The organism is Spirosoma sp. 48-14, assembly GCF_001898575.1.
In the GTDB taxonomy this organism is placed as follows: domain Bacteria; phylum Bacteroidota; class Bacteroidia; order Cytophagales; family Spirosomataceae; genus Spirosoma.
On the sequence record NZ_MKUD01000058.1, the window covers coordinates 18,339 to 41,109 of the forward strand.

Here is a 22,771-nt window from a genome sequence, read left to right on the forward strand (position 1 = left end):
ATGAACCAGCTATTCACACTCCTCGCCCCTAACCCTTTCTTAAAGCTACCTGCTCACGCAATTGGGCCGTTGGTCGGAAGCGTTCTCCGTAGGTATCGGCCAGCCGGTCGAGGGTGTTGACGAACGTTTCAAGCCCGATAAAATCCACAAACGACAGCGCTCCTCCTGTATAGGCCGGGAAGCCCCAACCCAGAATAGAACCGAGATCGGCATCGAGTTTGGTACGAACAACCCCTTCCTCAAAACAGCGGACAGCTTCGATGGCCTGCCGATACAGCAGCCGGGTCTTTACTTCATCGAGCGTCGGTTGCGAGTCGGCCAGTGGGAATAAATCTTGTAAACCCGGCCACAGTTTCTTACTCCGGTCGTCGGCATACTCATAAAAACCAGCTTTGGCTTTCTTACCCAAACGGCCGAGATTGACGAACTGTTTGGCAATCTGGTAACTCGTATCCGCTTCAGGAACAGCCCCATCCTGAATCCCCTGCCCCGAAATTTTGTACACCAACTCCAGCGATACTTCATCGGTTACGGCCAGTGGTCCTACCGGCATACCCGCATCTTTGCCCCCATTTTCGATAAGTATCGGATTAACACCTTCTTTAAGCAACTCCATCCCTTCGGCCGTGTAGGTACTGAAACAGCGTGAGGTATAAAAGCCTCTTGAGTCGTTGACAACGATGGGGGTTTTCCGGATTTTTCGAACATAATCCACGGCTACGGCCAGCGCATAATCCGATGTCTGCCGCCCCACAATGATTTCGACCAGCGCCATTTTATCGACGGGCGAAAAAAAGTGAATGCCAATAAAATTTGCTGGGTTCGCGGCTGCCTGCGCTAAGCCACTGATCGGTAACGTCGATGTATTGGACGCAAATACGTTCAGACCCTCATCGGCCAGCATGGGTTCAGCTTCCCGCGTCACTTGCGCCTTCAACTCCCGATTTTCGAAAACGGCTTCGATGATCAGATCACAACCGCGCAAATCTTCCGCTTGCGCCGTCGGTTTGATCAGCGTAAGAACACGTTCGGCGGTTGCCGCATCAACTTTGCCCCGCTCCATACCTTTCTGAAGCAACGTTTGTGAATAGGCCTTCCCTTTCTCAGCTGCTGCGATGGATACGTCTTTCAGAACGACTTCGATACCGGCCTGTGCCGATACATAGGCAATCCCGGCACCCATCATACCCGCTCCCAGAATACCCAGTTTTTTTACGTCCGTTTTCGGAATATCTTTCGGGCGACTGACGCCTTTGTTCGCTTCGTTCAGCCCCAGAAACATCGTCTGAATCAGGCTTTTGGCCACTTTTGAGGTCGCTACTTCAGCAAAATAGCGGGATTCGATCACCAGTGCCCGGTCGATATTCACTTGCAATCCTTCATACACGCATGACATGATGGCCAGCGGGGCGGGATAATTCCCCTTTGTTTTATCCATGAGCATAGCCGTTCCGGCACTAAACGTCTGCACACCTACCACACTCTGAACGGTACCACCCGGCACTTTGAAATTATCTCTGCCGACAATCTTCCCGGTTTTTCGATCAATCTCGTCCCAGGGTTTTACGGGTTTGGGCTGGTCGGACGTTCCGTTCGCATCGATCCAGGCACGGGCCTGGGCCAGCATCTCGTCAGGCGTATCGGCAATAGCATCGACCATACCCAGATTTTTCGCTTCCTGAACACCTACTTTTTTCCCTTCCAGAATTAAGGGTAAAGCCGCCTGCATACCAATCATGCGGGGCAATCGCTGCGTCCCTCCTGCTCCAGGCAGTAGTCCAATGGTTACTTCAACCAGGCCGATCAGGGTTTTAGGATTATTTAGTGCCACACGGTGATGACAGGCCAGACAGATTTCGTAACCCCCGCCCAACGCTGTACCATTGATGGCGGCTACAGTCGGCTTGCCCGATGTTTCTATGCGACGAAAAACCCGGTTCAGCTCCAGCGAAACCTTCTGCATCTCGGCAGGATCTTTATCGTTGTTCCGCAGAATCATTTTGAGGTCGGCACCAGCCACAAACTCAGGCTTATTCGAGCTGATGATGACGCCCTTAACCGAATCGTCAGTATAGGCCCGTTGCAGAGCCGCTTCAAATTCAGGAATCGATTCATCATTAAGCACGTTCATCGGGCTGGTTGTCATTTCCCAGATAATGAACGCTATGGTATCATTGACAGAATAGTGAATTGCCATTAGTGAAAACGTATAAAATCCTATTAATCAACTAGTCAGTCACAAGAACAGAACGCAGATTGTTATGATGCCGGTCCGCCGGAGCGATTATGATTTACACAGATCTTAATCATCATAACAATCTGCGTTCTATCCATTCAGTTTACGCGCTCAAAAATGGTCGCGATTCCCATACCTCCGCCTATGCAGAGTGTAGTGAGGCCAACCTGTTTATCAGCACGTTCCAACTCGTCGATCAGCGTGGCCGACAAAATAGCGCCCGTAGCCCCCAACGGATGTCCCAAGGCTATTGATCCTCCGTTGACATTCAGTTGGTTATGCGACACCCCAAGCTCATCCATAAATAATAGGGGCACAGCGGCAAAGGCTTCGTTGACCTCAAACAGATCGATGTCGCTGATTTGCATACCGGCTCGTTTGAGCACCTTGCGGGTAGCCGGAACAGGCCCTGTCAGCATGATGGTTGGTTCAGAACCGACTACCGCAAACGCCTTGATACGCGCCCGTGGTTTCAGGCCCGTTTTTTCGCCAAATTCCTTGCTGCCAATCAGTAGACCAGCGGCCCCGTCTACAATCTGCGAGGAATTACCGGCATGGTGAACGTGATTTATTTTATCATATTGAGCGTATTTGAGCAGTGCCAGTGCATCCAGTCCCATCTGGCCGATTCCTTCGAAAGCGGGCTTGAGTTTGCTCAAACTGTCGACCGTTGTACCGGGCCGTACCCCTTCGTCGCGGTCGAGTAAGGTATTTCCGACAATATCTTTGATGGGGATCAGCGTTTTCTGAAACCGATTGGCCGCCTGTGCCTCAACAGCTCTCCGGTACGACTCAGCCGCGAAGGTATCTACATCCAGCCGGGAATACCCGTATTTCGTCGCAATCAAATCGGCTGAAATACCCTGGGGAACAATATTGTGCCGGGCCACAATCTGTGGATTCATGAACAAAGCTCCACCATCGGAGCCCATCGGTACCCGCGACATCGACTCTATGCCACCCGCCACGATGGCATCTACCTGCCCCGACATCACATAAGCCGCAGCCATGTTAATCGCTTCCAAGCCCGACGAGCAAAACCGATTGAGTTGTACGCCCGCTACCGATTCGGCATAATCGGCCTCAATAGCGGCTGTTCGGGCAATATCGGCACCCTGTTCGCCAATGGGCGTTACGCAGCCCATAATTACATCATCGACCAGGGAGGTATCGAGTTGGTTACGATCCCGAAGTTCGCGCAGAACGGTTGTAAGAAGTTGAATGGGCTGCACGTCATGCAACGAACCGTCGCTTTTACCACGCCCGCGCGGTGTGCGAACCGCATCATAAATGAAAGCTTCTGCCATGATTTTGTTGCCTGAATTAGTATGCTCGCATACGGTTTTATCAAACAAATGTACAGGCAAAAGCAGAATAGGGCAATGGAAAATAGGAGAGTATTTAGAAAGTCTATATCATGTAACGAACAGCTAACTTTCTGTTCTCATAAGTATACCAGAACGGGTATAAATCTGGCTTTTTCTACCAAATTTATACCCGTTCTGGTATAATTCAAATGCTTATTTTATTTATCGAGCACTACTGTTTCACTAACGAGGTAAGCACCTGATTGAGTAACCAGGTTATATACTTTGTCAACAGAACGAACAGAAGCTTCGAGACGAATCACTTTATAGGCTACCACGCCCTGAACTGTGGCATCATAGCGGTAAACGACTTCCCCTACTTTCACATCGCCCAGCGCCTTCCGACCCGTTGCCGTCAGCACAGGATGATTGGCCGTCGCTTCGAGCAGTGTGGGCGTAGTTAGCGTTGTACGGGTATCGGCCGTTACTTCCTGAACGGGTGCCACCCATACACCAGCCAACGCGAATGAACCAGTATGCACATCGATCCGGGTAACGTGTGTGGGAGCAAGCGTTTTGGTTTTAGCCTCATAACCCATCACCACATCGTTTACCGTGATGTCCTGAATGCCTTTGGACGACCCATCGGCCAGGGTTACCGGAGCATCGGCAGCAAAGCAGAAGTTGTATTCCTCCTTTTTCTTACCACTTCCCTCCTCCGATTTTCCGGCACCGCCCGACAGCAGGCCAGCCATTTCGCGGGAAAGTACAAAGGTCAACGTCGACATGAGGCCGGGCTCTTTTTCACCAACGTATTTCAGGTCGTCGATGTAGGCGTCCCAGGCTTTGCGGTCGGCTGAGGCTCCGGGAATGACAAATGGCTTCACCGCTCCCGTTTTCTCGTTTTTATAAATAGCCAGCAGGCCAAGTTCTTTGGTATCTTCAACGGAGAATACTTTGTAGAGGTAAATTTTCCGGGTGATGCCATCGCTGTAGGCAAACACGTAGGCTGGGCGTTCTTCATACCGATCCAGGATAAAACCGCCTGATTTGAAGTACGTATCCTTATCGAGATTCGCGATTTTAATGGCTTTGATCGCATTTAACTGCTCAACAGTCATGCTGGCAGAAGCTGTTTGTGCCCAAACACGCTGACTAATCAATTGAGTAGCCATGGCGCAACAAACAAAAAGTAAAAGAGAGAGCAGGTTGTTTTTCATAGTTTATTCAGTCAAATCCCAGCGATTTCAAGACCGCTTAGGTTCAGATTCATGACAATTTACTTTTTGGTGTACTCACCCACGCGAGCATGGATGGCTTCGACCGTACGGCGGGCCGATGTGAACGCTCCGGCCATCCAGGCCGTCAGATACGTGGTATGCTCACCTGCAAAATAGATGTTCCCATCAGGTTCGAGCAGCGCAGGGTAGTATTTTTTCCGGGTAGCGTCGTCGTAAGTGGCCCAGCCGCCGTTGCTATATGGCGTCCGATGCCAGGCCAGCGAAAACGAATTTTCGAACTCAGCCGGATATTGAGGATGCATTTTTCCACCCTGCTCCAGGGCCAATTTTTCGCGTCCGGCCACAGGGAGAGCGCCCACAGCTTCGGCCCGACTATAGAAATTATAATAGCCGATTAGCACGCCTTTCTTCTCCTGCAACCCAAACGACGGATACCAGATCTGGTTGATGTCCATGTTGGTCCGGGAAATACCGCCATAAATACCGTCATCCTCTTCCCAGAACCGACGCTTGAATTGCAGGCCAATCTTACCCGTTTTCATGTACGGGATAAAGTCAGCCGCTCGCTGCACAGTCCCCGACAGATCCGATTCCAGGTTTTTGAGCATCGGCAACGGTAGTGTACAAACGCAGAATTCGCCCGTCAGCTCAACGGGTTTTCCATCTTTCTGATAAATGACCCGTACGCCATTTTCCGTTTTGCGAAGTTCCTTCACGGGCGCGTTGAACAGAATTTTACCCGCCAGTTTTTTCTCAAACGCCCTCGGAATCATATCCATCCCACCGACGGGCTGCAACAAAGTAGCCTGCTGTTCATAGGCGTAATCGCCCACGTTGTAAAACACCGGCTGCATAAATCCTGACCGGAGCAGATCGGTAAGCCCGTAAGGGTCGCTCAAGGTACCGGGTGTATTGCCAGCGCCCGGATCATTTTTGTCTTTATAACCCCGGCGGTTGGTTCCCTTATAGAGATGAGCTGTGTTCAGATCGCCTTCATTTTTCAGGAAATCGATGAGTTTTTCAACGTCTTCCTTCGTCAATTGCTGATCGAGCGACGACTGGTCGAGGGCTTTGGCCAGCAGTTCAGACGTATAGCCGCGCATATCGTGGTGATAGTCGCTGATGCGCATCCGTCGGTTGGCAAAATTGCCCGTACCACCATCGTTGTAGAGGTAAGCCGACTCGTTCGATCCATTGAAAATCTGCAACGGAACCCCTAACTCCCGGCAATAGTGAAGTGTGATCTGGTGATGGTGCGGAATACGGGCGGCTCCGCCGTTGAAATACAAGCCATCTTCAAACGTGCAGGTTTGTGGCGTTCCGCCACCCAGTTCGGTTTCTTTGGTGCCGCCCCGGATGGTCCAGACCCGGCCACCCGAACGGGGTCGGGCTTCCAGGACGGTACAATCGTAGCCGAGTTTGCCGAGTTCATAGGCTGCCGTTAATCCAGCGAGTCCGGCGCCTAAAATGATTACTTTTCGTCCTTTGCCATCCTGCTTCTGTCCATTGGCGGGAAGATCGAATGCCGACGCTGGTGCCGGATGAATCATTCCCCACGCCAACAAACTGGCATAACTGGCACTGGTTGCATTAATAAAATCGCGTCTTGTCATAGTTTATCAGGAGCGAGGAGTTAGGAGCGAGGAGTGAGAATGCTCCGCATGACGAGATTGCGCCAGCATTCTCATTCCTCGCTCCCAATACGTCCTTTATCCAACCACTTTTTTAAACCCATCCATGAAAATGGCCATTTCGTCCATCGTACCGACGCTCACTCGGCAATACGGTTGTCCGTTGAAGTCGCGCGTTTGAATACCGATTCCCTGTGCAAACATCTGGTTGCTGAACGGCCCGGTTTTCATACGAATCGGGAACAGAATAAAGTTGGTCGACGATGGAATAACTTCGTATCCCATGTCCGTCAACGCTTTGGTGGTATAAGCCCGTGCTTTTGCGTTCTCGGCCCGGCAATGGTTTTGCCAATCTTTATCCTGGTAGCTGGCAATACCGGCCATGAGGGTCGTGATACTAACGGCAAAGTCTCCGTTCGTGTAATCACGCAGGGTTCGCAACGTGGCAGGCTGGGCCATCGCATACCCTAACCGTAACCCAGCAAAGCCGTGAATTTTAGAGAATGTCCGCGCCAGAATCACGTTTAGCCCTTCCGACACCAGTTTACCCAGCTTTGGGCGGTCGGCGGGTTCGAAGAAATCAATATAGGCTTCGTCGATAAATACAGGAACTTTGGGCGCTACTTCCCGACAGAAGGCTTCCAGTTCAGCCGTTGGCACAATCGTACCTGTTGGGTTGTTCGGATTAACGATATAAACCAGTTTCACATCGGGCGTGATGGCAGCCTTGATAGCGGGCAGGTCATACTTATAATCCTTCGTCATCGGTAGCGCTTTGATTTTTGCGCCCATCTTCTCGGCCCGCTGCAACAGGTCGTCGTACGTCATCGCACTGGTCAGGATGGTGCCGCCCCCTTTCGCGAAATTGTCGGCAGCCGCCATCAAAATATCCGACGACCCTGGCGACATCAGGATATGTTCAGTCTTTACGCCTTCATCGGCGGCAATTAGTTTCTTCAACTGACCAAACTCCATGAAGGCGTACCGATTCCCAACTTCGGCCGCTTTGACCAGAGCCTCCTTCGCATTGGGCGATATACCCAATGGGTTTTCATTGGCCAGGAGCCGCGCCCGTAGCTTACCCATTTTTTCGAACGGATCATCGGCAAACGCGAATTCATTTGTAAACGTCGATACAAGCGGAGCGGCAGGCCGGGCAGCTTCGGCGGGAGTAAATCTACTTAAGCCTAGGCTGGTCGTCAGAAGGCCACTGGCCCGAAGCCAATCCCGGCGAGTTAGTTGTGATGACATGAGTTTTTGTATTTATCCCGGATAAAATTAGAGTAAAGTCAAATATAACTCCTTAGTAGATAGGGTGTTGTGAAAGTACGAATTAATACTTAGAAAAAAAGTATCCAAACCACGAAACTCCTGCAAAATAATTCTGTAGTGATACGAAATCTCAAAACTATTATAAACCAACATCAATATTATCAAAATATAGTTTTTACAATTTTTTGAATACGTTCAGGCAGCCAGTATTTAGGAAGCGGTTTCCAGCCGTATCGAACGGATAACCAAGTTTACTTCAGTAGGAATCGTTCGCTTAGTAATAGTTGCTCCTGATCTGAACAATATCCGGAAATTACGGAATCGTTAGTAATCAGTCCATTACCTAATACAACCATAACCCTGCTTTAATCAAGAGTTCATAGTCTGATTCTTACTTTGCGTAAACCAATACGTGCTTGCATGAATCGTCGACAGGTAGTTAGACGAATGGGTATGGGCCTGGCGGCTCTTTCGGCCAATGAACTGGCTACGGCTCAGGTAGCCTCAATTCCCAAACAACGGGTTTTACGCATTGCCCACGTTACAGACGTACATATGCAGCCGCTCATCGGTGCAGCCAAGGGATTTGAAAAATGCCTGCATCATATACAAAGCCTGCCCAACAAACCGGATTTGATAATCAACGGGGGCGATGCCATTATGGAAGCGCATGGCCGTGGCCAGGATAGCGTTCGGCGGCAATGGAAGCTCTATCAGGAGGTTATCGGAAACGAAAATGCCCTACCGATTCTGAGCTGCGTCGGCAATCACGACATCTGGTGCAAACATGAAACCCAGGTATCATTCTGCGATGGCAAGAAATGGGCTATGGACGAGTTACAGTTGTCTAGCCGATATTATAGCCTGACCCGCAACGGCTGGCATATCATTGTTCTCGACAGTGTGCAACCCAAAGCTGACGGAAGTTGGTACACGGCCCATCTTGACGACGAACAATTTGCCTGGCTGGAAGCAGACCTGAAAGCAACACCCGCCGACGTACCTATCCTACTTATTTCGCACGTTCCTATTCTGGCAGCCTGCGTCTTTTTCGATGGCCCTCGTTTCGCCGGTGAAAACTGGACCATACCGGCCCGCTGGATGCATAGCGATACCGTCCGGCTCACTAACTTATTCACTCGGTATCCAAACGTAAAAGCGGCTCTTAGCGGACACATTCATTTGGTTGACCGTGTCGACTATAGTAACGTAAGCTATTACTGCAATGGAGCTGTGAGTGGAGCCTGGTGGTTTGGCAAGTACCATCATACACCAGCCGGTTATGCTCTCGTCGATCTGTACAATGATGGCACAGTCGTAAACACATATGTAGCCTATAGCCAGTCGGTTTGACTATCAATGGATGCGTGACAATTCCGGGATTAAGTAATCCTTCCCCCTAATTCACAAAGACCTGCTTACCAAGGCATTAAAAATTAAAACTGGCTTAATATACCCGTCCCTTATATCACATTCAGGTAATATAGGACACTATAGTTTTGTGCATTTATCAAACACTATATTCCCCTCCTTTATGCAAACACGTTCTATATCCTCTTTCGTGGCCACCGTTGTCGTTGGTAGCTTACTCGTAGTGGGTTGCGACGACCACCGTATTCCTACCCTTGTCGCCTATCCAACCTTCTCCGAGGCTTCCAATCCGAAAACACTAGCCGTTTCGCCCAATGGGACGACGATTTACAATGGGGGCTTTGGTTCAGCGCTCGCTCCTGATCCAAAAGATCCGAACGTATTTTACCTATTGACCGACCGTGGCCCTAATGCAGCCGGTCAGGCCGCCAACTCCATCATCTTCGGCAAAGCGGATTTCACTCCACAAATTGGCCAGTTCCATGTAGTTGGAAATCAACTGGTTTTGGATAGAACCATTTTACTAAAAAATGCCTCCGGCCAATTACTAACCGGTTTACCCAATCCATCGGGTCAGGGCAGTACGGGAGAAACGGCTCTCGACTTAAACGGCCAGCCGATTGCCCCAAATGCTGACGGGCTTGATTCAGAAGGTCTGGTCCTGGCTTCAGACGGCACCTTCTGGGTGAGTGACGAGTACGGCCCACACATTGTTCACTTCGATGCCAGTGGTAAAACCATCGAACGGATTAACCCATTCGGGACAGGTACGGGTGGCCGAACACTGCCCAAAGTGCTGGCTACCCGTCGGCCTAACCGGGGTATGGAGGGTCTGACGATTACACCCGATGGCAAGACGTTGGTTGGCCTGATGCAGTCTCCGCTGTACAACCCCAGCTCAGGAGCCGTGTCGGGTTCGGTGGTCCTGCGCGTTGTAACGTTCGATATTGCCAGCGGTGCTACGAAGCAATACGCTTATCTGATGGAAAACGCCAGCCTGACGGGTTGCAGTGAAATTGCCGCTATCACCAACACGACTTTCCTGACGCTGGAGCGCGACGGCGACTATGGCGGTAACCCAACCAAACCCGCTACGTTCAAGCGAGTCTTTAAAATTGACCTGGCTGGAGCAACCGACATCTCGGACCCATCCAATGGCACGAACGGTAAACTTTTCGGTGGGCTGACGGTGGAGCAGCTTAAAGATAAAACGGGTTTACAGAATGCGGGAATTACCCCTGTTACCAAAACGCTGGTATTTGATATTCTGGCTGGATTCAACCCTGTTTACCCACACGACAAAGCCGAGGGTATTGCCCTGATTGGCAATAATATACTGGCTATTTCGAACGATGATGATTTTGGTGTAGTCGATAATGGCAAAAACGGATTTACGGCAAAAATTTTACCGGCAACGGGCAAGGTCGATGTCAACCGTATTTATTTTGTCACCTTGCCAACGCCACTCCGATAACGACTTCTGTTAGTAGTTTAAAAGCCACTTCTGATTGGGAGTGGCTTTTTTGGCTCTACGGAACTGGTCAGAAAAAGTTTATAGTAATTGGCTGATAAGCCTCTATTTTTATAGAGTTATTGCCTAGCCTGATTGAGGATGTGTCCACGTATACGTTTCTGGTCGAAGCTTATGCTCCCGAAGCCTGATTGGCTAGTCCTGCTGGTGCTAGTAACCCATGCCGTTACGAACTGCTTTGCCCAGAATCTTAGCGCAACCGAACAATTATCCCGGCAATACCCTGATTCCGTTTACCGGGTCATCAAAGCCCGGTTAGATCAGGCGATCAATCGACAGGATAAACGATCCGAAGGCGAATCGCTTCAACAAATTGGTCTGCTTTTCTACCATCAGGGCAACTATGCGCAGGCTATAGATTTTCTGTTGCAGGCGCAAAAAATCTTTTTAGCCGAGAACGATGCCAACCGACTGGCCCGAAATCGCAATGAGCTCGGCACAGTGTATTACTACAATGAGCAGGTCGATCAGGCGTTAGCCCAGTTTAATGAAGCGTTGTCTTTTTATCAGCAGCAACGTAACCCTGTCGGCCTGGCCCAAACTTACGCCAACATTGGGCATATCTACGAAAAACGGCAGTCACCCAACCTGGCTTATCGGTATCAGAAACTGGCTTTCGCACATAGTCTCGCTGTCCATGATACAAGTAGCCTCACCAAGATTTACGAAAACCTGGGGAGTATTTTTGAAGATGAAGCCCGGTACGACTCGGCTCATTATTATTACCAAAAGGCCTTGCTCCTGGCTCAGAAAACCCATGACGAAATCAGCCAGCTCGAAATTCTGAACAACCTGGGTGATGTATTTCGAAAAACAGGTAAGTATCAGGACGGTTTGACGTATTCCCGAAAAGCCCTGCGGATGTCGCAGCAAAAGGGGGAGTTATACCAGATCAGTGCTGCCCTCCGCGACATCGCTAAAACCTATCGGCTGATGAACCAACCCGATAGTGCCTATAATTACATTGAGCGCAGTCGGGATTTAACCGATGAGATCTACGGTATCGAAAATAATCGCCAGATAACCTTACTCCAAACGCTGTATGAAGTAGAGCGAAAAGACAGTGAGATTGACCAACTTAATACCCAGAAGCGTACCGATCTCATTATCCTTATGGCTACCGTAGTGGTGTTGCTGCTGATCGGCATTTTAGGCGCGGTAATTATCAGTCGACAACGGATGAAACTCCGAAACCAGCAGGCGCTTCATCAGCAAAATCAGGAGATATTCCGCACCCAGCATGAACTCATTCAGGCCGAGTTAAAGAACAGGCAGTTGGAAGAAGTCAACCTGAAAAGCCAACTGGAACTGAAAAGCAAAGAGTTAACAGCCCATACGCTACAGATCATTCAGAAAAACCAGGTGCTCGAAGAACTAAAAAACGATCTAACGGCCATCCTCAAAGACGACAAACGCGATCAGAAAAAGCTACTTCGACAACTCGCCCAGAAAATCGATCTGAGTTTCAACCAGGATAAATACTGGGATGACTTCCGCACTATTTTCGATCAGGTACACCCCGATTTCTTCCATTCGCTAACCCAGCAATTTCCTGACCTGACGGCCACCGATCTGCGACTTATTGCGTTGCTCAAGATGAATATCAACTCGACGGACATAGCTACGCTGCTGGGTATTTCGCCCGACAGTCTGCGCGTTGCCCGCTATCGATTACGCAAGAAAATAAGCCTCGCTGAGGGCGAATCGCTCTCGGCCTTCATTCAGCGGTTCCCAGCGCTAATACAATCCTCTTCCGAAAAAATATAACATTTAAAAGAACACCGTTTGGCTTCACAGTTAGGAAACACATTGTTAACAATAAGATAATGGCGTTTCGACTAGCGCTTAATTACCTAATTACCAACCAATTAAACAACAATTAGAAACTATGTTGCCTGGTTGTTTACGGTCCTAAAGGACATGTTGCCTTTTTGTTCACGGGTCAAATTGGTCTGGTTCTCTTTCCTGCCTTCACCTTTGCAGCATCCATCACAAACGGAATCGTGTGGTTGAAACTCAGGGAATACCTTCTTCAGGAAACCAAATGAATCGACTTGTCCTTATTGCTGGTTTTTATCTATTGACTGCTTCAAGCGCTTGGGCGGGTACAATCCGGGGAAGAGCCATTGATGCAGCTACGGGCCAGCCCGTAATAGGTGCTACATTGCTCATAGAAAATACGAAACTCTATAATGTATCGGGTCTGGATGGCTCCTTTCTGATTAAGAATGTACCCACTGGCACGCATACAATCCGAATCAGCTACGTATCGTACCGGACCATGAGTCGTGATGTCGTCCTTACAACTGATGATCAAACAGTTACGATAGACCTACCCCTCGAAACCGATACAGACCGCCAACTGACCGAAGTAACGGTAAAGGGCAAACGCGACGGAGCCAGCGACCGCACCGCCCGCGATCTCGAACGAAATGCTTTACAGGTTACCAACATCGTGTCGGGCCGTACCATCGAACTCTCACCCGACCTTACCGTTGCCAATGTCATCCAGCGCGTATCAGGCATTTCAATTGAACGGAACAGCAATGGCGACGGCCAGTATGCCATTTTGCGGGGGATGGACAAACGCTACAATTACACGCTCGTCAACGGGGTAAAAATTCCCAGTCCTGACAACCGCTACCGATACGTCCCGCTCGATATTTTCCCAGCCGAACTACTTGATCGGCTCGAAGTTTACAAAGCCTTGACGCCCAGCATGGAGGGCGATGCCGTTGGTGGAGCCATCAATATGGTCATGAAAGATGCGCCCGACCACCCCACGATTCTGGCCAATCTATCGACGGGTTATAGCGAGTTATTTGCCAATCGTCCATTCGTCAGTTTCGATACCAAACACATCAATACGCAGTCGCCTTATGAGCAATTTGGGAGTCAGTATAGCGCCAAATTCGCCGACTTCAACAAAGCTTCTGCAACCTATACCCGCCAATCGCCACCGCCCAATCTGCTCGGTAGTTTTGCCATTGGCAACCGATTCTTCAACCGTCGATTTGGGATCATGCTGGCGGGTAGCCTTCAAAATACCTACCGGGGCAGCAACAGCCTGTTTTTCAACGGGGATGTGGTCGATACATTACGGGGTGTTACCCTTAACAAACAAAGTGAGCGTGAATACTCCGAACGGCAGACCCGCTATGGTATTCATGCCAAGATGGACTTTCGGGTCAATGAACGCAATAAAATCCAGTGGTTCAACGCGCTTATCAGCCTGACCAACGAGCAAATCCGCGAGACCAAATCGACAGAACTGGGCATTGGCGGTTTCGACCCGGTTCTGGGCAATGCAACCCTGGGTTTTGAAACCCGCTCACGGCTGACGAAGCAGCGGATTTACAACAGCACGCTTCAGGGAACGCATCAGCTAACGCCCAATTTTGGCATCAACTGGTCGGCGGTTTACTCGACAGCTACGAACGAAGTACCCGATCAAACCTACGTACCCTTGCTGGGTATCCGCCAGAATTTTGTTGAAAAACGAACGACGGTTCAGGATGGGCAACGCCGTTGGGAGCATAACTCAGATACGGACCTGGCGGGTTATCTGAACCTGACGCTGAAAACAAACCTGGCGGGTATCGCCGTCGAATGGATGGCCGGTGGTCTATATCGGGATAAACAACGGACTAATTTTTACAACAATTATACCCTTCGGCCAAGCAACCCGTTTGCCCAATACGGTGTCGATTTCAGCGATTACAACCAGATTGTCTGGAGCATTCAGAATCCCCTTGGCTCTGTTGCCTCGGCCCTGAATTACGACGCCAGCGAGAAAACAACATCCGGTTACCTTCAATTCCACACTACTGATACCCCCCTCGAAATTACGGGGGGTGTACGGATTGAATATACCGATCAGCGCTACGCCATGAAATTCCCGATTGGCGAAGACAACCCAACTGGTAGCCAGGTTTACACCGACTTATTACCGAGCCTGCACGTCCGCTATCGACCTACCGAACGTACCAACTGGCGACTGTCGTACTTCCGTTCCTTGAACCGTCCCGGTTTTTTCGAGATCGTCCCCTACCGGATTGTCAACGAGGAATACCAGGAGCGGGGCAACCCTAATCTGAAGCGAGCCATTGCCGACAATGTTGATTTGCGCTACGAGTTTTTCCCACGTCCGCTGGAACAGTTTATGATCGGTCTGTTCTATAAGCACATTCAGGACCCGATTGAATACACGCTGCAAAAAGACGCCATTCGCGGTCAGGATTTGTATTACGGACCGGGCAATTTCGGTAATGCCACCAACTTCGGCCTGGAAGTGGATGCTATCAAGTATTTCCGGCAATGGGGGGTGAAGGCTAACTATACCTATACCAATTCCAGCATTACTACGCCTAAATCGAAGCGCATCCGCAATGCACAGGGCGATCTGGAAACGATTACCGTCAATCAAACGCGGGCGCTGTATGGCCAATCGGCACACGTAGCGAACCTATCGCTGCTCTACAAAGATACCGAACACGGCTTCGATGGTCAGCTTGCCGCCAGTTACACGGGTGGCCGTATCAACACCGTATCGCAGTTTGTGGATAATGACCTGTATCAGAAAGGCTTTGTCCAGATGGATGCTTCGCTCGAAAAGCGACTGGGCCGAGCCAATTCAGGCCGGGCCAATCCAGGCGGGGGATTTATGCTCTTTGCCAAAGCCAATAACCTGCTGAATACGCCTACGGAGATTTTTATCAAGAACGTCAACAGCAAAAATTCAGACATCCCCAATCAGGATATATCGGGCAAAACGCTCATCCGCCGTGATTTCTACCAACGCTCCTATGTGCTGGGCATCCGCTACAAATTATAACCGCATTAGTGGACACTCCTGCGCTCAACAAAAGAAGAAAACAGATTCATAACCAACACAACGATGAAACAAGTATTTATCCTGGCTGCGCTATCAGCGGCTGTATTGATCGGCTGTTCGAAGAGCGACGATTCGAATCAACCCGTAACGCCAACTCCAGTCGTGAAAGACGCCGTTTCGGGCGATGTATCAGGCACCTGGACCAAAGGAAGCACCTATAAAATCACAGGCCATCTACAGGTTCCAGCCAGCCAGTCGCTGGTTATTGAAGAAGGCGTTACTGTCGTTTTCAGCGATTCGACCGTGAAGCCAGAATTTATCATCAAAGGGAACCTGTACGTGATGGGCACCTCGGCCAACCCGGTTAAATTTACCGTTCCCGACGCCTGGAAAACTACCGCCAACCAATGGGGTAGCCTGTGGGGCGGTATCATTGCCGCACCCACCTGCGCTGAACTATTGCTCGACAATGCCATTCTGGAGTATGGTGGTGCCGTAACAACTGAAAGTTCACCGTCGGTCAAAGCGGGCTTATATAAGGCAGCCGCTGGTAACCACGTTCCGGCCATTAACTATTCGAATGTCAATGGCAAGCTAGTGATTGTAAATAGCCGCCTGAACAACCAGAACGAAGATGGTTTCTACATCGAAGGCGGAAAGGTGATCATTGCCAATAACAAGATTTACACGCAGGGCGTATCGGGTGGCGATGCCATCAATATCAAATCGGGCGTTCAGGCCGACGTAGCCTACAACCTGGTTTATAGCCCAAATACGAATGCGCTGAAACTCTCCAACTCCGGCGATCGCACTCCGCAAGCGTATGTTATTGCCTACAATAACACGATTGTGAATGCTGGCTGGCGCCGTCCGACCATTAAAGGGGGATCGATCTGGGTAGAAATAGGCGTTCGGGCTGAGCTGTACAATAACCTGCTGGCCAATGATCGTTTTGGGGTAAAACGCGATCCGAAAAACCCGGAAGACAGCCGGACCAAAGTGAGCAACAACCTGTATTACGGCTATACGCAGGATGGTGTAACAGGCTTCCAGCCGTCGACCGAAATTCTGACCGGCACCAACGATGTAATCAGCAAAACCGTTGGCGATAACGATCCTAAATTTGTAAACTATCCGCTGAGCACGGCGTCATCGAATGCCATTTTCAATACGGCCTGGGATTTCCGGCTACAAAGCGGTTCTCCGGCTATTGGAAAAGGCACCACAAGCTTTACACGCCTGTATGCCGATGGTATTTCATTTGCCAACGGTACACTGTATAAATCGCCTGCTCCATCGACAACGATTGGCGCTTTCGGAACGAACTAGCTTTTAATGATTATGACACAGAGATGCGCAGAGGAAAAGGAGATACACAGAGGTACTTTTTACATTTTCGGTGAATCTCCTTATTTCTCGGTGCATCGCTGTGTAATAACTTTTGCCTGCCCATGAAGTTTTATCTAGTTATAACCTTGTCCCTGGTTGCCTGTCAGTCAACTCAGTCAACGGCGCAGCAGGTGGTCAAGCCGGTCATCATCACCGATACCGTTCGTCACGACACCGACGACCCGGCTATCTGGATCAATCCAGCCGATCACGCCAAAAGCCTGATTATCGGTACCGATAAGGATCAGGATGGCGGTTTGTACGTCTTCGATCTGAACGGGAAAATCGTCAAGGAAGTCCATGATCTGAAGCGACCCAACAACGTCGACATTGCCTACAGCCTGAAACTAGCCGGAAAACCCACCGATATTGCTGTAACGACCGAACGGTTTACCCATAAGCTCCGTATCTTTTCGCTGCCCGACATGCAGCCTATCGACAAGGGGGGGCTCGATATGTTTGTGGGCGACACAACCAGTGGCTTCCGCGATCTGATGGGCATTGCGCTTTACAAGGCTCCATCCGGCATATTGTACGCTATGGTAGGACGAAAAACAGGGCCTACTACGGGGTCATACATTGGTCAGTACAAGCTGGAGGATGATGGGTCAGGCCACGTAAAAGCAACGCTGGTTCGGAAGTTCGGCACCTACAGCGGTAAGAAGGAAATTGAGTCGATAGCCGTTGATAACGAACTAGGCTACGTCTATTATTCCGACGAAGGTGTTGGTGTTCGTAAATACTATGCTGACCCGGAACGAGGAAATAATGAACTAGCTCTGTTTGCCAAAACCGGTTTTGCAGAAGATCACGAAGGCATTTCCATCTACAAAACAGGACCTAAAACGGGTTACCTGCTCGTATCGGACCAGGGAGCCAATCAATTCCATATTTTCCGACGTGAAGGCGAACCCGGTCATCCGAATGAGCATAAACTGCTGAAGGTGGTGAAAGTAGCCGCTCAAGTCAGCGACGGCTCCGACGTAACGAACGTAGCTCTTGGTAAACAGTTTCCACACGGGTTATTTGTTGCCATGTCGGAAGGCAAAACGTTCCATTATTATCGCTGGGAAGACATTGCCGGTAAGGACCTTAAGTAAGAAACTATTTCAACTTTACGGATTACCCCCAACCCCTTAAAAGGGGCTCTGCCTCGCTATATTCGACTTAAGCCCTCTTTAGGGGGTTGGGGGTAATCCGTAGCCCATCTTGACTGAGTATTGTAAATAGCTTCGTCAAAATGACAAAATCAATTCCTATAAATCGCTTTAAGCGGCTGTTACAGCGGCTGGCTTCGCTTTTTTCACTTTAGGCGTCGTTTTCTGCTTGGGCTTACCTGCCTTATCGGTTTTCTTGTATAGTTTCAGCAGTTTTTTAGCCAGTTTGTCGGCCGATTTTTCAATGGCTTTTTTGAATTTCTTCGATGCTGCAGCCGATCCACTTAACTTTGCTTCGATAGATGTAGCAATCGAGTCGGCAAGCTCCTTTTTCTTAGCTTTCATTTCTGTGTTTTTGTAGTGTCAGAAGGTAACAAAAAAATCTACAAAGAAATACGAAAAAAAAGGCACAAACAAAAGGCTAATGTTAAGTTTTTGTTATCAATTTTCGACATAACTACATACGAATCAGCAGATTTATCACTTTGGCGTGATACGAAGCAGGGCATCGGGTGTATTGGTCAGCACATATAAAGCACCATCGGGACCCATCTTCAAATCCCGCACTCGTCCATAGCCTTTCAGTAAAACCTCCTGCTCAATAACCCGATCGCCGTCAATAACCAATCGGCGGAGTTCTTCAAATTTTAAGGCACCCACGAGTAGGTTGTTTTTCCAACGCGCAAACCGGGGGCTGGTAACAAACTCGATAGGACATACTGCAATTGAGGGCGTCCAGTAGGTAATGGGCTGCTCCATACCCTCTTTGTGGGTCTCGTCGGAAATAGCTTTGCCGTTATAGTCGATTCCATAGGTGATTACTGGCCATCCGTAATTCGCCCCTTTCTTCAGGATATTGAGTTCATCACCACCCTGAGGGCCATGCTCACTCGCATAGATCACACCCGTGACGGGATGTTGTGCCAGCCCCTCAACATTGCGGTTACCCCAACTGTATATCGCCTGCAAGTAGTTTTCCTTTCCATACAGTGGATTATCGGTCGGAATAGAACCGTCGCTGTTGATTCGGTAAATCTTTCCGGAAGGTTTCGACAAAATCTGCGAGTCCTGGGCGCGGTTCATATCACCGATTGTGAAGTAGAGGTAGCCCTTCTTATCGAACAGAAACCGGCAACCCCAACGCGTACCGCCACTAACCTGAAGCGAATCGGGGACCTGAAACAAGGTCTGTTCATCGACCCATTGATGATCACGCACCTTTCCCCGAACAATCTTGGTCATACCTGGCGTTTTCTTGTCGGAGCTGTTTTGTGAGTTATGACTAAATGCCAGATAAACCCAGCCGTTTTTGGCATAATCAGGATCGATTGCCAGGTCCATTAATCCACCGACCATATCATAGCCATACACGTGCGGAAGACCAGTAATTTTCTGAGCGTCCAGTTTGCCATTTGTCATCCAGTAAAGCTCCCCGGTCTTACCCGTGATCAGTGCGTAGTTGGCGTCGACAAACTCAATTCCCCAGGGGCCATTCAATCCTTGCGTAATTAGTTTTTCAATTGTCAGCGTGTAGCGCTTTGTTTGTACGGTGAGCGGCAACTCATTATTCTTTACCAGTTCTGGCGATGTTTGCGCCTTAAGTATGTAGTCTGCGACAGCCTCAATCTGCTTTTCGGAGAGAGTCCCCTCCCACTTAATCATCTCAGTTGATGGAATTCCATTACGGATGGTATTCAGCAACGACGCTCGATCACCACCGTGTTTCCATACTTTTTTAAGAAGTGCAGGCGCCACACTACCCTGCAATTGCGCTCCGTGACATCCGGCACAATAGGTTTTGTAAACCTCCGCTCCAGTTTGGGCGAGCGAATAAACAGGCACAGCAAAAAAGGAAGCTATCCAAAGGAACAGGCTGAGGTACAGTGCCCTGTCAGGTAATCTCTGTTTCATAAACTAACTCTTGTGATAGATGCTTTATTAGCTGCTTCGAATTTATTGACTTTAGGCATCGGTACAAATCATGTGTGGACCATGTGCTCACAACATGACCCTCTCGATCGATTTCTGCTTGCTTACCTGGCATGAAATCAACAAAGCTGACCGAGTCAGGTTAATACACAACTAGTTTAAAGCCCCAACGTTTCTTTTCAATCGTACAAATCAGATGAGAGCAGCCGTATTCCACAAAATTGGCGATATCCGTGTTGAAAATACCGCCGACCCACGTATTGAAGATGCTCGCGATGCGCTGATTCGCGTAACCTCCACCGCCATCTGCGGCTCCGACTTACACATTTATGACGGGTTTATTCCCCAACTCGAAAATGAGGTGATCGGCCATGAGTTCATGGGCATTGTGGAAGAGGTAGGCGCTGGTGTCACGAACCTGAAAAAAGGCGATCGGGTGGTCGTTCCCTTTACCATTGCCTGTGGCCACTGCTTTTTCTGTCAGCAGAACCTGCAAATGCAGTGTGAGAACTCAAACCATAAACATTATGGCCCTGATGGGGGCCTGCTCAGTGAAAAAGGGGGCGGTTTGTTTGGGTATACCGATCTATACGGTGGCTACAACGGTGGTCAGGCCGAGTACGTCCGTGTACCGTATGCCGATTATGGGCTGCGACACGTACCCGAATCGCTGAAGGATGAACAGGTACTTTTTTTGACCGATATTTTCCCAACCGGCTGGAGTGCTATCGAATGGGGCGAACTCAAAGGGGGCGAAACGGTAGCTATTTTTGGATCGGGACCCGTGGGGCTTATGGCGCAAAAATCGGCCTGGATACAGGGCGCAGGTCGGGTAATTGCCATCGACCCACTCAACTATCGGCTGGAACGGGCTCGTCGGGTTAATAAAGTTGAAACCCTCAATCCCGACGAGGTCGATGTGGTGGAAGCCATCCGATCCATGACGGGAGGCCGGGGGGCCGATGTCTGTGTCGATGCTGTGGGCATGGAAGCCAATCGCTCGCTGCTCGAAAAAGCCAAAGCCGTTATCAATCTGGAAAAAGGCACCACCAAAGTACTGGAGTTATGCTTTCGGGCGGTACGTCGTGGCGGTATTGTATCGGTTGTTGGCGTATACGGCAGCCCAACCGACAACTTCCCCATTGGCCGCGTGTTCGACAAAGGCATTACCATCCGAACAGGTCAGTCGTTTGTGCACAAAAATATCGACTATCTACTGGATCTGGTTGTACAGGGCAAGGTGGTGCTGGACGATATCATCTCACATATTCTGCCCCTGTCCGAAGCCTCCCGCGCCTATGAACTTTTCAAAAATAAAGAAGACGATTGCACCAAAGTGGTCTTAAAACCCTGAACATAAAAATGAATAATGTAGAATGAATAATGTTCTGTCCACTCATTATCCATTATTCATTATCCATTATCCATTATCTACTAAGCCGGCAAAGCGATGGTAAAGGTTGTCCCTTCGCCTTCCCTGCTTTCGACCGTCATGGTGCCGTTATGACCCTTTGTAACAATATCATACGCCAGCGAGAGGCCCAGGCCCGTTCCCTCTCCAGTAGGCTTGGTGGTAAAAAAAGGCTGGAAGATTTTAGATTGCAGCTCTTCAGGTATACCTGTGCCGTTGTCGCTTACCGAAATAACCGCTTCGTTATCAACGCATTGGGTATGCACCGTTACCGTAGGCTGGTAAGCGGGGTCTTCACCTTTCCTCTGACGCTGATGAACGGCATAGAAGGCATTGGTAAATAAGTTGAGCAACACCCGGCCTATATCCTGCGGAATGACACTAATGGTACCCAGCGATGCATCCAGTTCGGTTTTAAGCTGAGCGTTAAAGGTTTTGTCTTTGGCCCGTAAACCATGATACGCCAAGCGCAGGTACTCGTCGGCCAGAGCGTTCAGGTCCGTTGGCTCGCGTTGCCCGGTGCTGGCCCGCGAATGCTGAAGCATACCTTTTACAATGGAGGCTGCCCGGTTGCCATGCTGGGTGATTTTCTGAAGATTTTGTTTCAGATCGGTCAGAAGCTCGGCCTCCAGTTCCACATCCCGGTCGCCTTTAGCCTGTTCTTCACTTAATTCGTCAATCAGCTCGATGCTGACTTCAGAGAAATTATTGACAAAATTGAGTGGATTCTGAATCTCGTGGGCAATACCCGCCGTCAATTCCCCTAGAGAAGCCATTTTCTCACTGTGGATCAATTGGCTTTGGGTGGCTTTCAATTCGACCAGCGCCTGTTCAAGTTCTTCTTTTTGACGGGTAATTTCGGCTGTCCGCTCAGCTACCAGGTACTCCAGCTCGTTCTTTTTAGCCTCAATAATTCGGCGCTGCTCGGCTTCTTTTTCGCGTTCAAGCTGCTCTTTTGCCAGGGCCTTTTTCTGGCTATTGGCAATAAACAGAAAGGTAGCCAACCAGATAAACGCAAAGGTTGAAGCCGCGTCGAAATAGTCACTGTTGGTTTTATAAAATGTTCGGGCCAGATGCCTGAGCAAATCCTTGAAGACAATAAGGAACGAATAGGGGGCAATGCCCAGAAGTAACATCTTTGCTGGGCGAAAAGCAGGTAGTTGCCAGACGGTATAGTAAACAGAACCAATAATGATGAGTTGATACCAGATGAGCCAGGGATCGGGGAACACCTCGCCAAGGGCCATCAACACAAAACCGGAGAGCCATACATTTTTGAAATAGATATCCCATCTCGGCAGCCGCGTTTCTGTTTCCAGTAATTTCCGAGTATACCGAATGACGGCTACAGCCATGCCGACTGTTATATAGGATTCACCATCTGACCAGTTCATATAGGTGCTTTTTAACGATGAATACCGCTTACTGGATAGTTATGATTCGATTCGTTAACCATCTACCA

At 49.5% G+C, this 22,771-nt stretch carries 15 protein-coding genes; 7 read left to right on the top strand and 8 right to left on the bottom strand.

The genetic code is table 11. The annotated features are described in order from the left end of the window. Positions 1–28 precede the first annotated feature (28 nt). The 5 genes from BGO59_RS24905 to BGO59_RS24925 form a co-directional block, all read right to left on the bottom strand. Positions 29–2,197, bottom strand: a complete 2,169-nt coding sequence (locus tag BGO59_RS24905) for a 3-hydroxyacyl-CoA dehydrogenase NAD-binding domain-containing protein (RefSeq protein WP_293687968.1) — start codon at positions 2,195–2,197, stop codon at positions 29–31. Between the two features lie 137 nt (positions 2,198–2,334). Beyond that, complete coding sequence (locus BGO59_RS24910; protein WP_293687971.1) at positions 2,335–3,543, bottom strand: acetyl-CoA C-acetyltransferase; 1,209 nt, start codon at positions 3,541–3,543, stop codon at positions 2,335–2,337. Positions 3,544–3,761: 218 nt separating this feature from the next. Continuing rightward, positions 3,762–4,763, bottom strand: a complete 1,002-nt coding sequence (locus BGO59_RS24915) for a hypothetical protein (protein WP_293687974.1) — start codon at positions 4,761–4,763, stop codon at positions 3,762–3,764. Between the two features lie 59 nt (positions 4,764–4,822). Further along, complete coding sequence (locus BGO59_RS24920; RefSeq protein WP_293687977.1) at positions 4,823–6,397, bottom strand: flavin monoamine oxidase family protein; 1,575 nt, start codon at positions 6,395–6,397, stop codon at positions 4,823–4,825. Positions 6,398–6,493: 96 nt separating this feature from the next. Beyond that, the gene (locus BGO59_RS24925; protein WP_293687979.1) at positions 6,494–7,666 is read right to left on the bottom strand and encodes a histidinol-phosphate transaminase; all 1,173 of its coding nucleotides are present in this window, start codon (positions 7,664–7,666) and stop codon (positions 6,494–6,496) included. A 441-nt stretch (positions 7,667–8,107) separates the two neighbouring features. Between BGO59_RS24925 and BGO59_RS24930 the strand changes: the two genes are divergently transcribed. From BGO59_RS24930 to BGO59_RS24955, 6 genes are all read left to right on the top strand, one after another. Beyond that, a complete protein-coding gene (locus BGO59_RS24930) occupies positions 8,108–9,040 on the top strand; it encodes a metallophosphoesterase (RefSeq protein ID WP_293687981.1) in 933 nt (310 codons plus the stop codon). A 181-nt stretch (positions 9,041–9,221) separates the two neighbouring features. Beyond that, positions 9,222–10,532 carry an esterase-like activity of phytase family protein gene (locus BGO59_RS24935; protein WP_293687984.1) on the top strand — a complete coding sequence of 437 codons (1,311 nt, stop codon included), beginning with the start codon at positions 9,222–9,224 and terminating at the stop codon, positions 10,530–10,532. A gap of 171 nt (positions 10,533–10,703) precedes the next feature. After that, positions 10,704–12,356: a tetratricopeptide repeat protein gene (locus BGO59_RS24940; protein WP_293687986.1), complete on the top strand. Its 1,653-nt coding sequence runs from the start codon at positions 10,704–10,706 to the stop codon at positions 12,354–12,356. 277 nt (positions 12,357–12,633) lie between these two features. Beyond that, entirely contained in the window at positions 12,634–15,423 is a 2,790-nt protein-coding gene (locus BGO59_RS24945; protein WP_293687989.1) for a TonB-dependent receptor, read from the top strand. 63 nt (positions 15,424–15,486) lie between these two features. After that, on the top strand, positions 15,487–16,752 hold the full coding sequence (locus BGO59_RS24950; protein WP_293687992.1) for a right-handed parallel beta-helix repeat-containing protein: 1,266 nt from the start codon (positions 15,487–15,489) through the stop codon (positions 16,750–16,752). A 122-nt stretch (positions 16,753–16,874) separates the two neighbouring features. Then, the gene (locus BGO59_RS24955; protein ID WP_293687995.1) at positions 16,875–17,912 is read left to right on the top strand and encodes a phytase; all 1,038 of its coding nucleotides are present in this window, start codon (positions 16,875–16,877) and stop codon (positions 17,910–17,912) included. A 168-nt stretch (positions 17,913–18,080) separates the two neighbouring features. Here BGO59_RS24955 and BGO59_RS24960 read toward each other — a convergent pair whose 3' ends face one another. Both BGO59_RS24960 and BGO59_RS24965 read right to left on the bottom strand, forming a co-directional pair. After that, entirely contained in the window at positions 18,081–18,314 is a 234-nt protein-coding gene (locus tag BGO59_RS24960; protein WP_293687998.1) for a hypothetical protein, read from the bottom strand. A gap of 135 nt (positions 18,315–18,449) precedes the next feature. Then, positions 18,450–19,880, bottom strand: a complete 1,431-nt coding sequence (locus tag BGO59_RS24965) for a PQQ-dependent sugar dehydrogenase (protein WP_293688001.1) — start codon at positions 19,878–19,880, stop codon at positions 18,450–18,452. A gap of 214 nt (positions 19,881–20,094) precedes the next feature. Here BGO59_RS24965 and BGO59_RS24970 point away from each other — a divergent pair, with 214 nt between their 5' ends. Continuing rightward, positions 20,095–21,252, top strand: coding sequence for a zinc-dependent alcohol dehydrogenase (locus BGO59_RS24970; protein WP_293688004.1), 1,158 nt, complete (start codon positions 20,095–20,097; stop codon positions 21,250–21,252). Between the two features lie 80 nt (positions 21,253–21,332). Here the strand turns inward: BGO59_RS24970 and BGO59_RS24975 are convergent, their stop codons facing one another. Next, the gene (locus tag BGO59_RS24975) at positions 21,333–22,703 is read right to left on the bottom strand and encodes an ATP-binding protein (RefSeq protein WP_293688007.1); all 1,371 of its coding nucleotides are present in this window, start codon (positions 22,701–22,703) and stop codon (positions 21,333–21,335) included. Between the last annotated feature and the right edge of the window lie 68 nt (positions 22,704–22,771).

What these genes read in the sequence shown, in the direction of transcription:
- BGO59_RS24905 (WP_293687968.1), bottom strand. Translation starts at nt 2,197, where the DNA reads ATGGCAATTCACTATTCTGTCAATGATACCATAGCGTTCATTATCTGG.
- BGO59_RS24910 (WP_293687971.1), bottom strand. Translation starts at nt 3,543, where the DNA reads ATGGCAGAAGCTTTCATTTATGATGCGGTTCGCACACCGCGCGGGCGT.
- BGO59_RS24915 (WP_293687974.1), bottom strand. Translation starts at nt 4,763, where the DNA reads ATGAAAAACAACCTGCTCTCTCTTTTACTTTTTGTTTGTTGCGCCATG.
- BGO59_RS24920 (WP_293687977.1), bottom strand. Translation starts at nt 6,397, where the DNA reads ATGACAAGACGCGATTTTATTAATGCAACCAGTGCCAGTTATGCCAGT.
- BGO59_RS24925 (WP_293687979.1), bottom strand. Translation starts at nt 7,666, where the DNA reads ATGTCATCACAACTAACTCGCCGGGATTGGCTTCGGGCCAGTGGCCTT.
- BGO59_RS24930 (WP_293687981.1), top strand. Translation starts at nt 8,108, where the DNA reads ATGAATCGTCGACAGGTAGTTAGACGAATGGGTATGGGCCTGGCGGCT.
- BGO59_RS24935 (WP_293687984.1), top strand. Translation starts at nt 9,222, where the DNA reads ATGCAAACACGTTCTATATCCTCTTTCGTGGCCACCGTTGTCGTTGGT.
- BGO59_RS24940 (WP_293687986.1), top strand. Translation starts at nt 10,704, where the DNA reads ATGCTCCCGAAGCCTGATTGGCTAGTCCTGCTGGTGCTAGTAACCCAT.
- BGO59_RS24945 (WP_293687989.1), top strand. Translation starts at nt 12,634, where the DNA reads ATGAATCGACTTGTCCTTATTGCTGGTTTTTATCTATTGACTGCTTCA.
- BGO59_RS24950 (WP_293687992.1), top strand. Translation starts at nt 15,487, where the DNA reads ATGAAACAAGTATTTATCCTGGCTGCGCTATCAGCGGCTGTATTGATC.
- BGO59_RS24955 (WP_293687995.1), top strand. Translation starts at nt 16,875, where the DNA reads ATGAAGTTTTATCTAGTTATAACCTTGTCCCTGGTTGCCTGTCAGTCA.
- BGO59_RS24960 (WP_293687998.1), bottom strand. Translation starts at nt 18,314, where the DNA reads ATGAAAGCTAAGAAAAAGGAGCTTGCCGACTCGATTGCTACATCTATC.
- BGO59_RS24965 (WP_293688001.1), bottom strand. Translation starts at nt 19,880, where the DNA reads ATGAAACAGAGATTACCTGACAGGGCACTGTACCTCAGCCTGTTCCTT.
- BGO59_RS24970 (WP_293688004.1), top strand. Translation starts at nt 20,095, where the DNA reads ATGAGAGCAGCCGTATTCCACAAAATTGGCGATATCCGTGTTGAAAAT.
- BGO59_RS24975 (WP_293688007.1), bottom strand. Translation starts at nt 22,703, where the DNA reads ATGAACTGGTCAGATGGTGAATCCTATATAACAGTCGGCATGGCTGTA.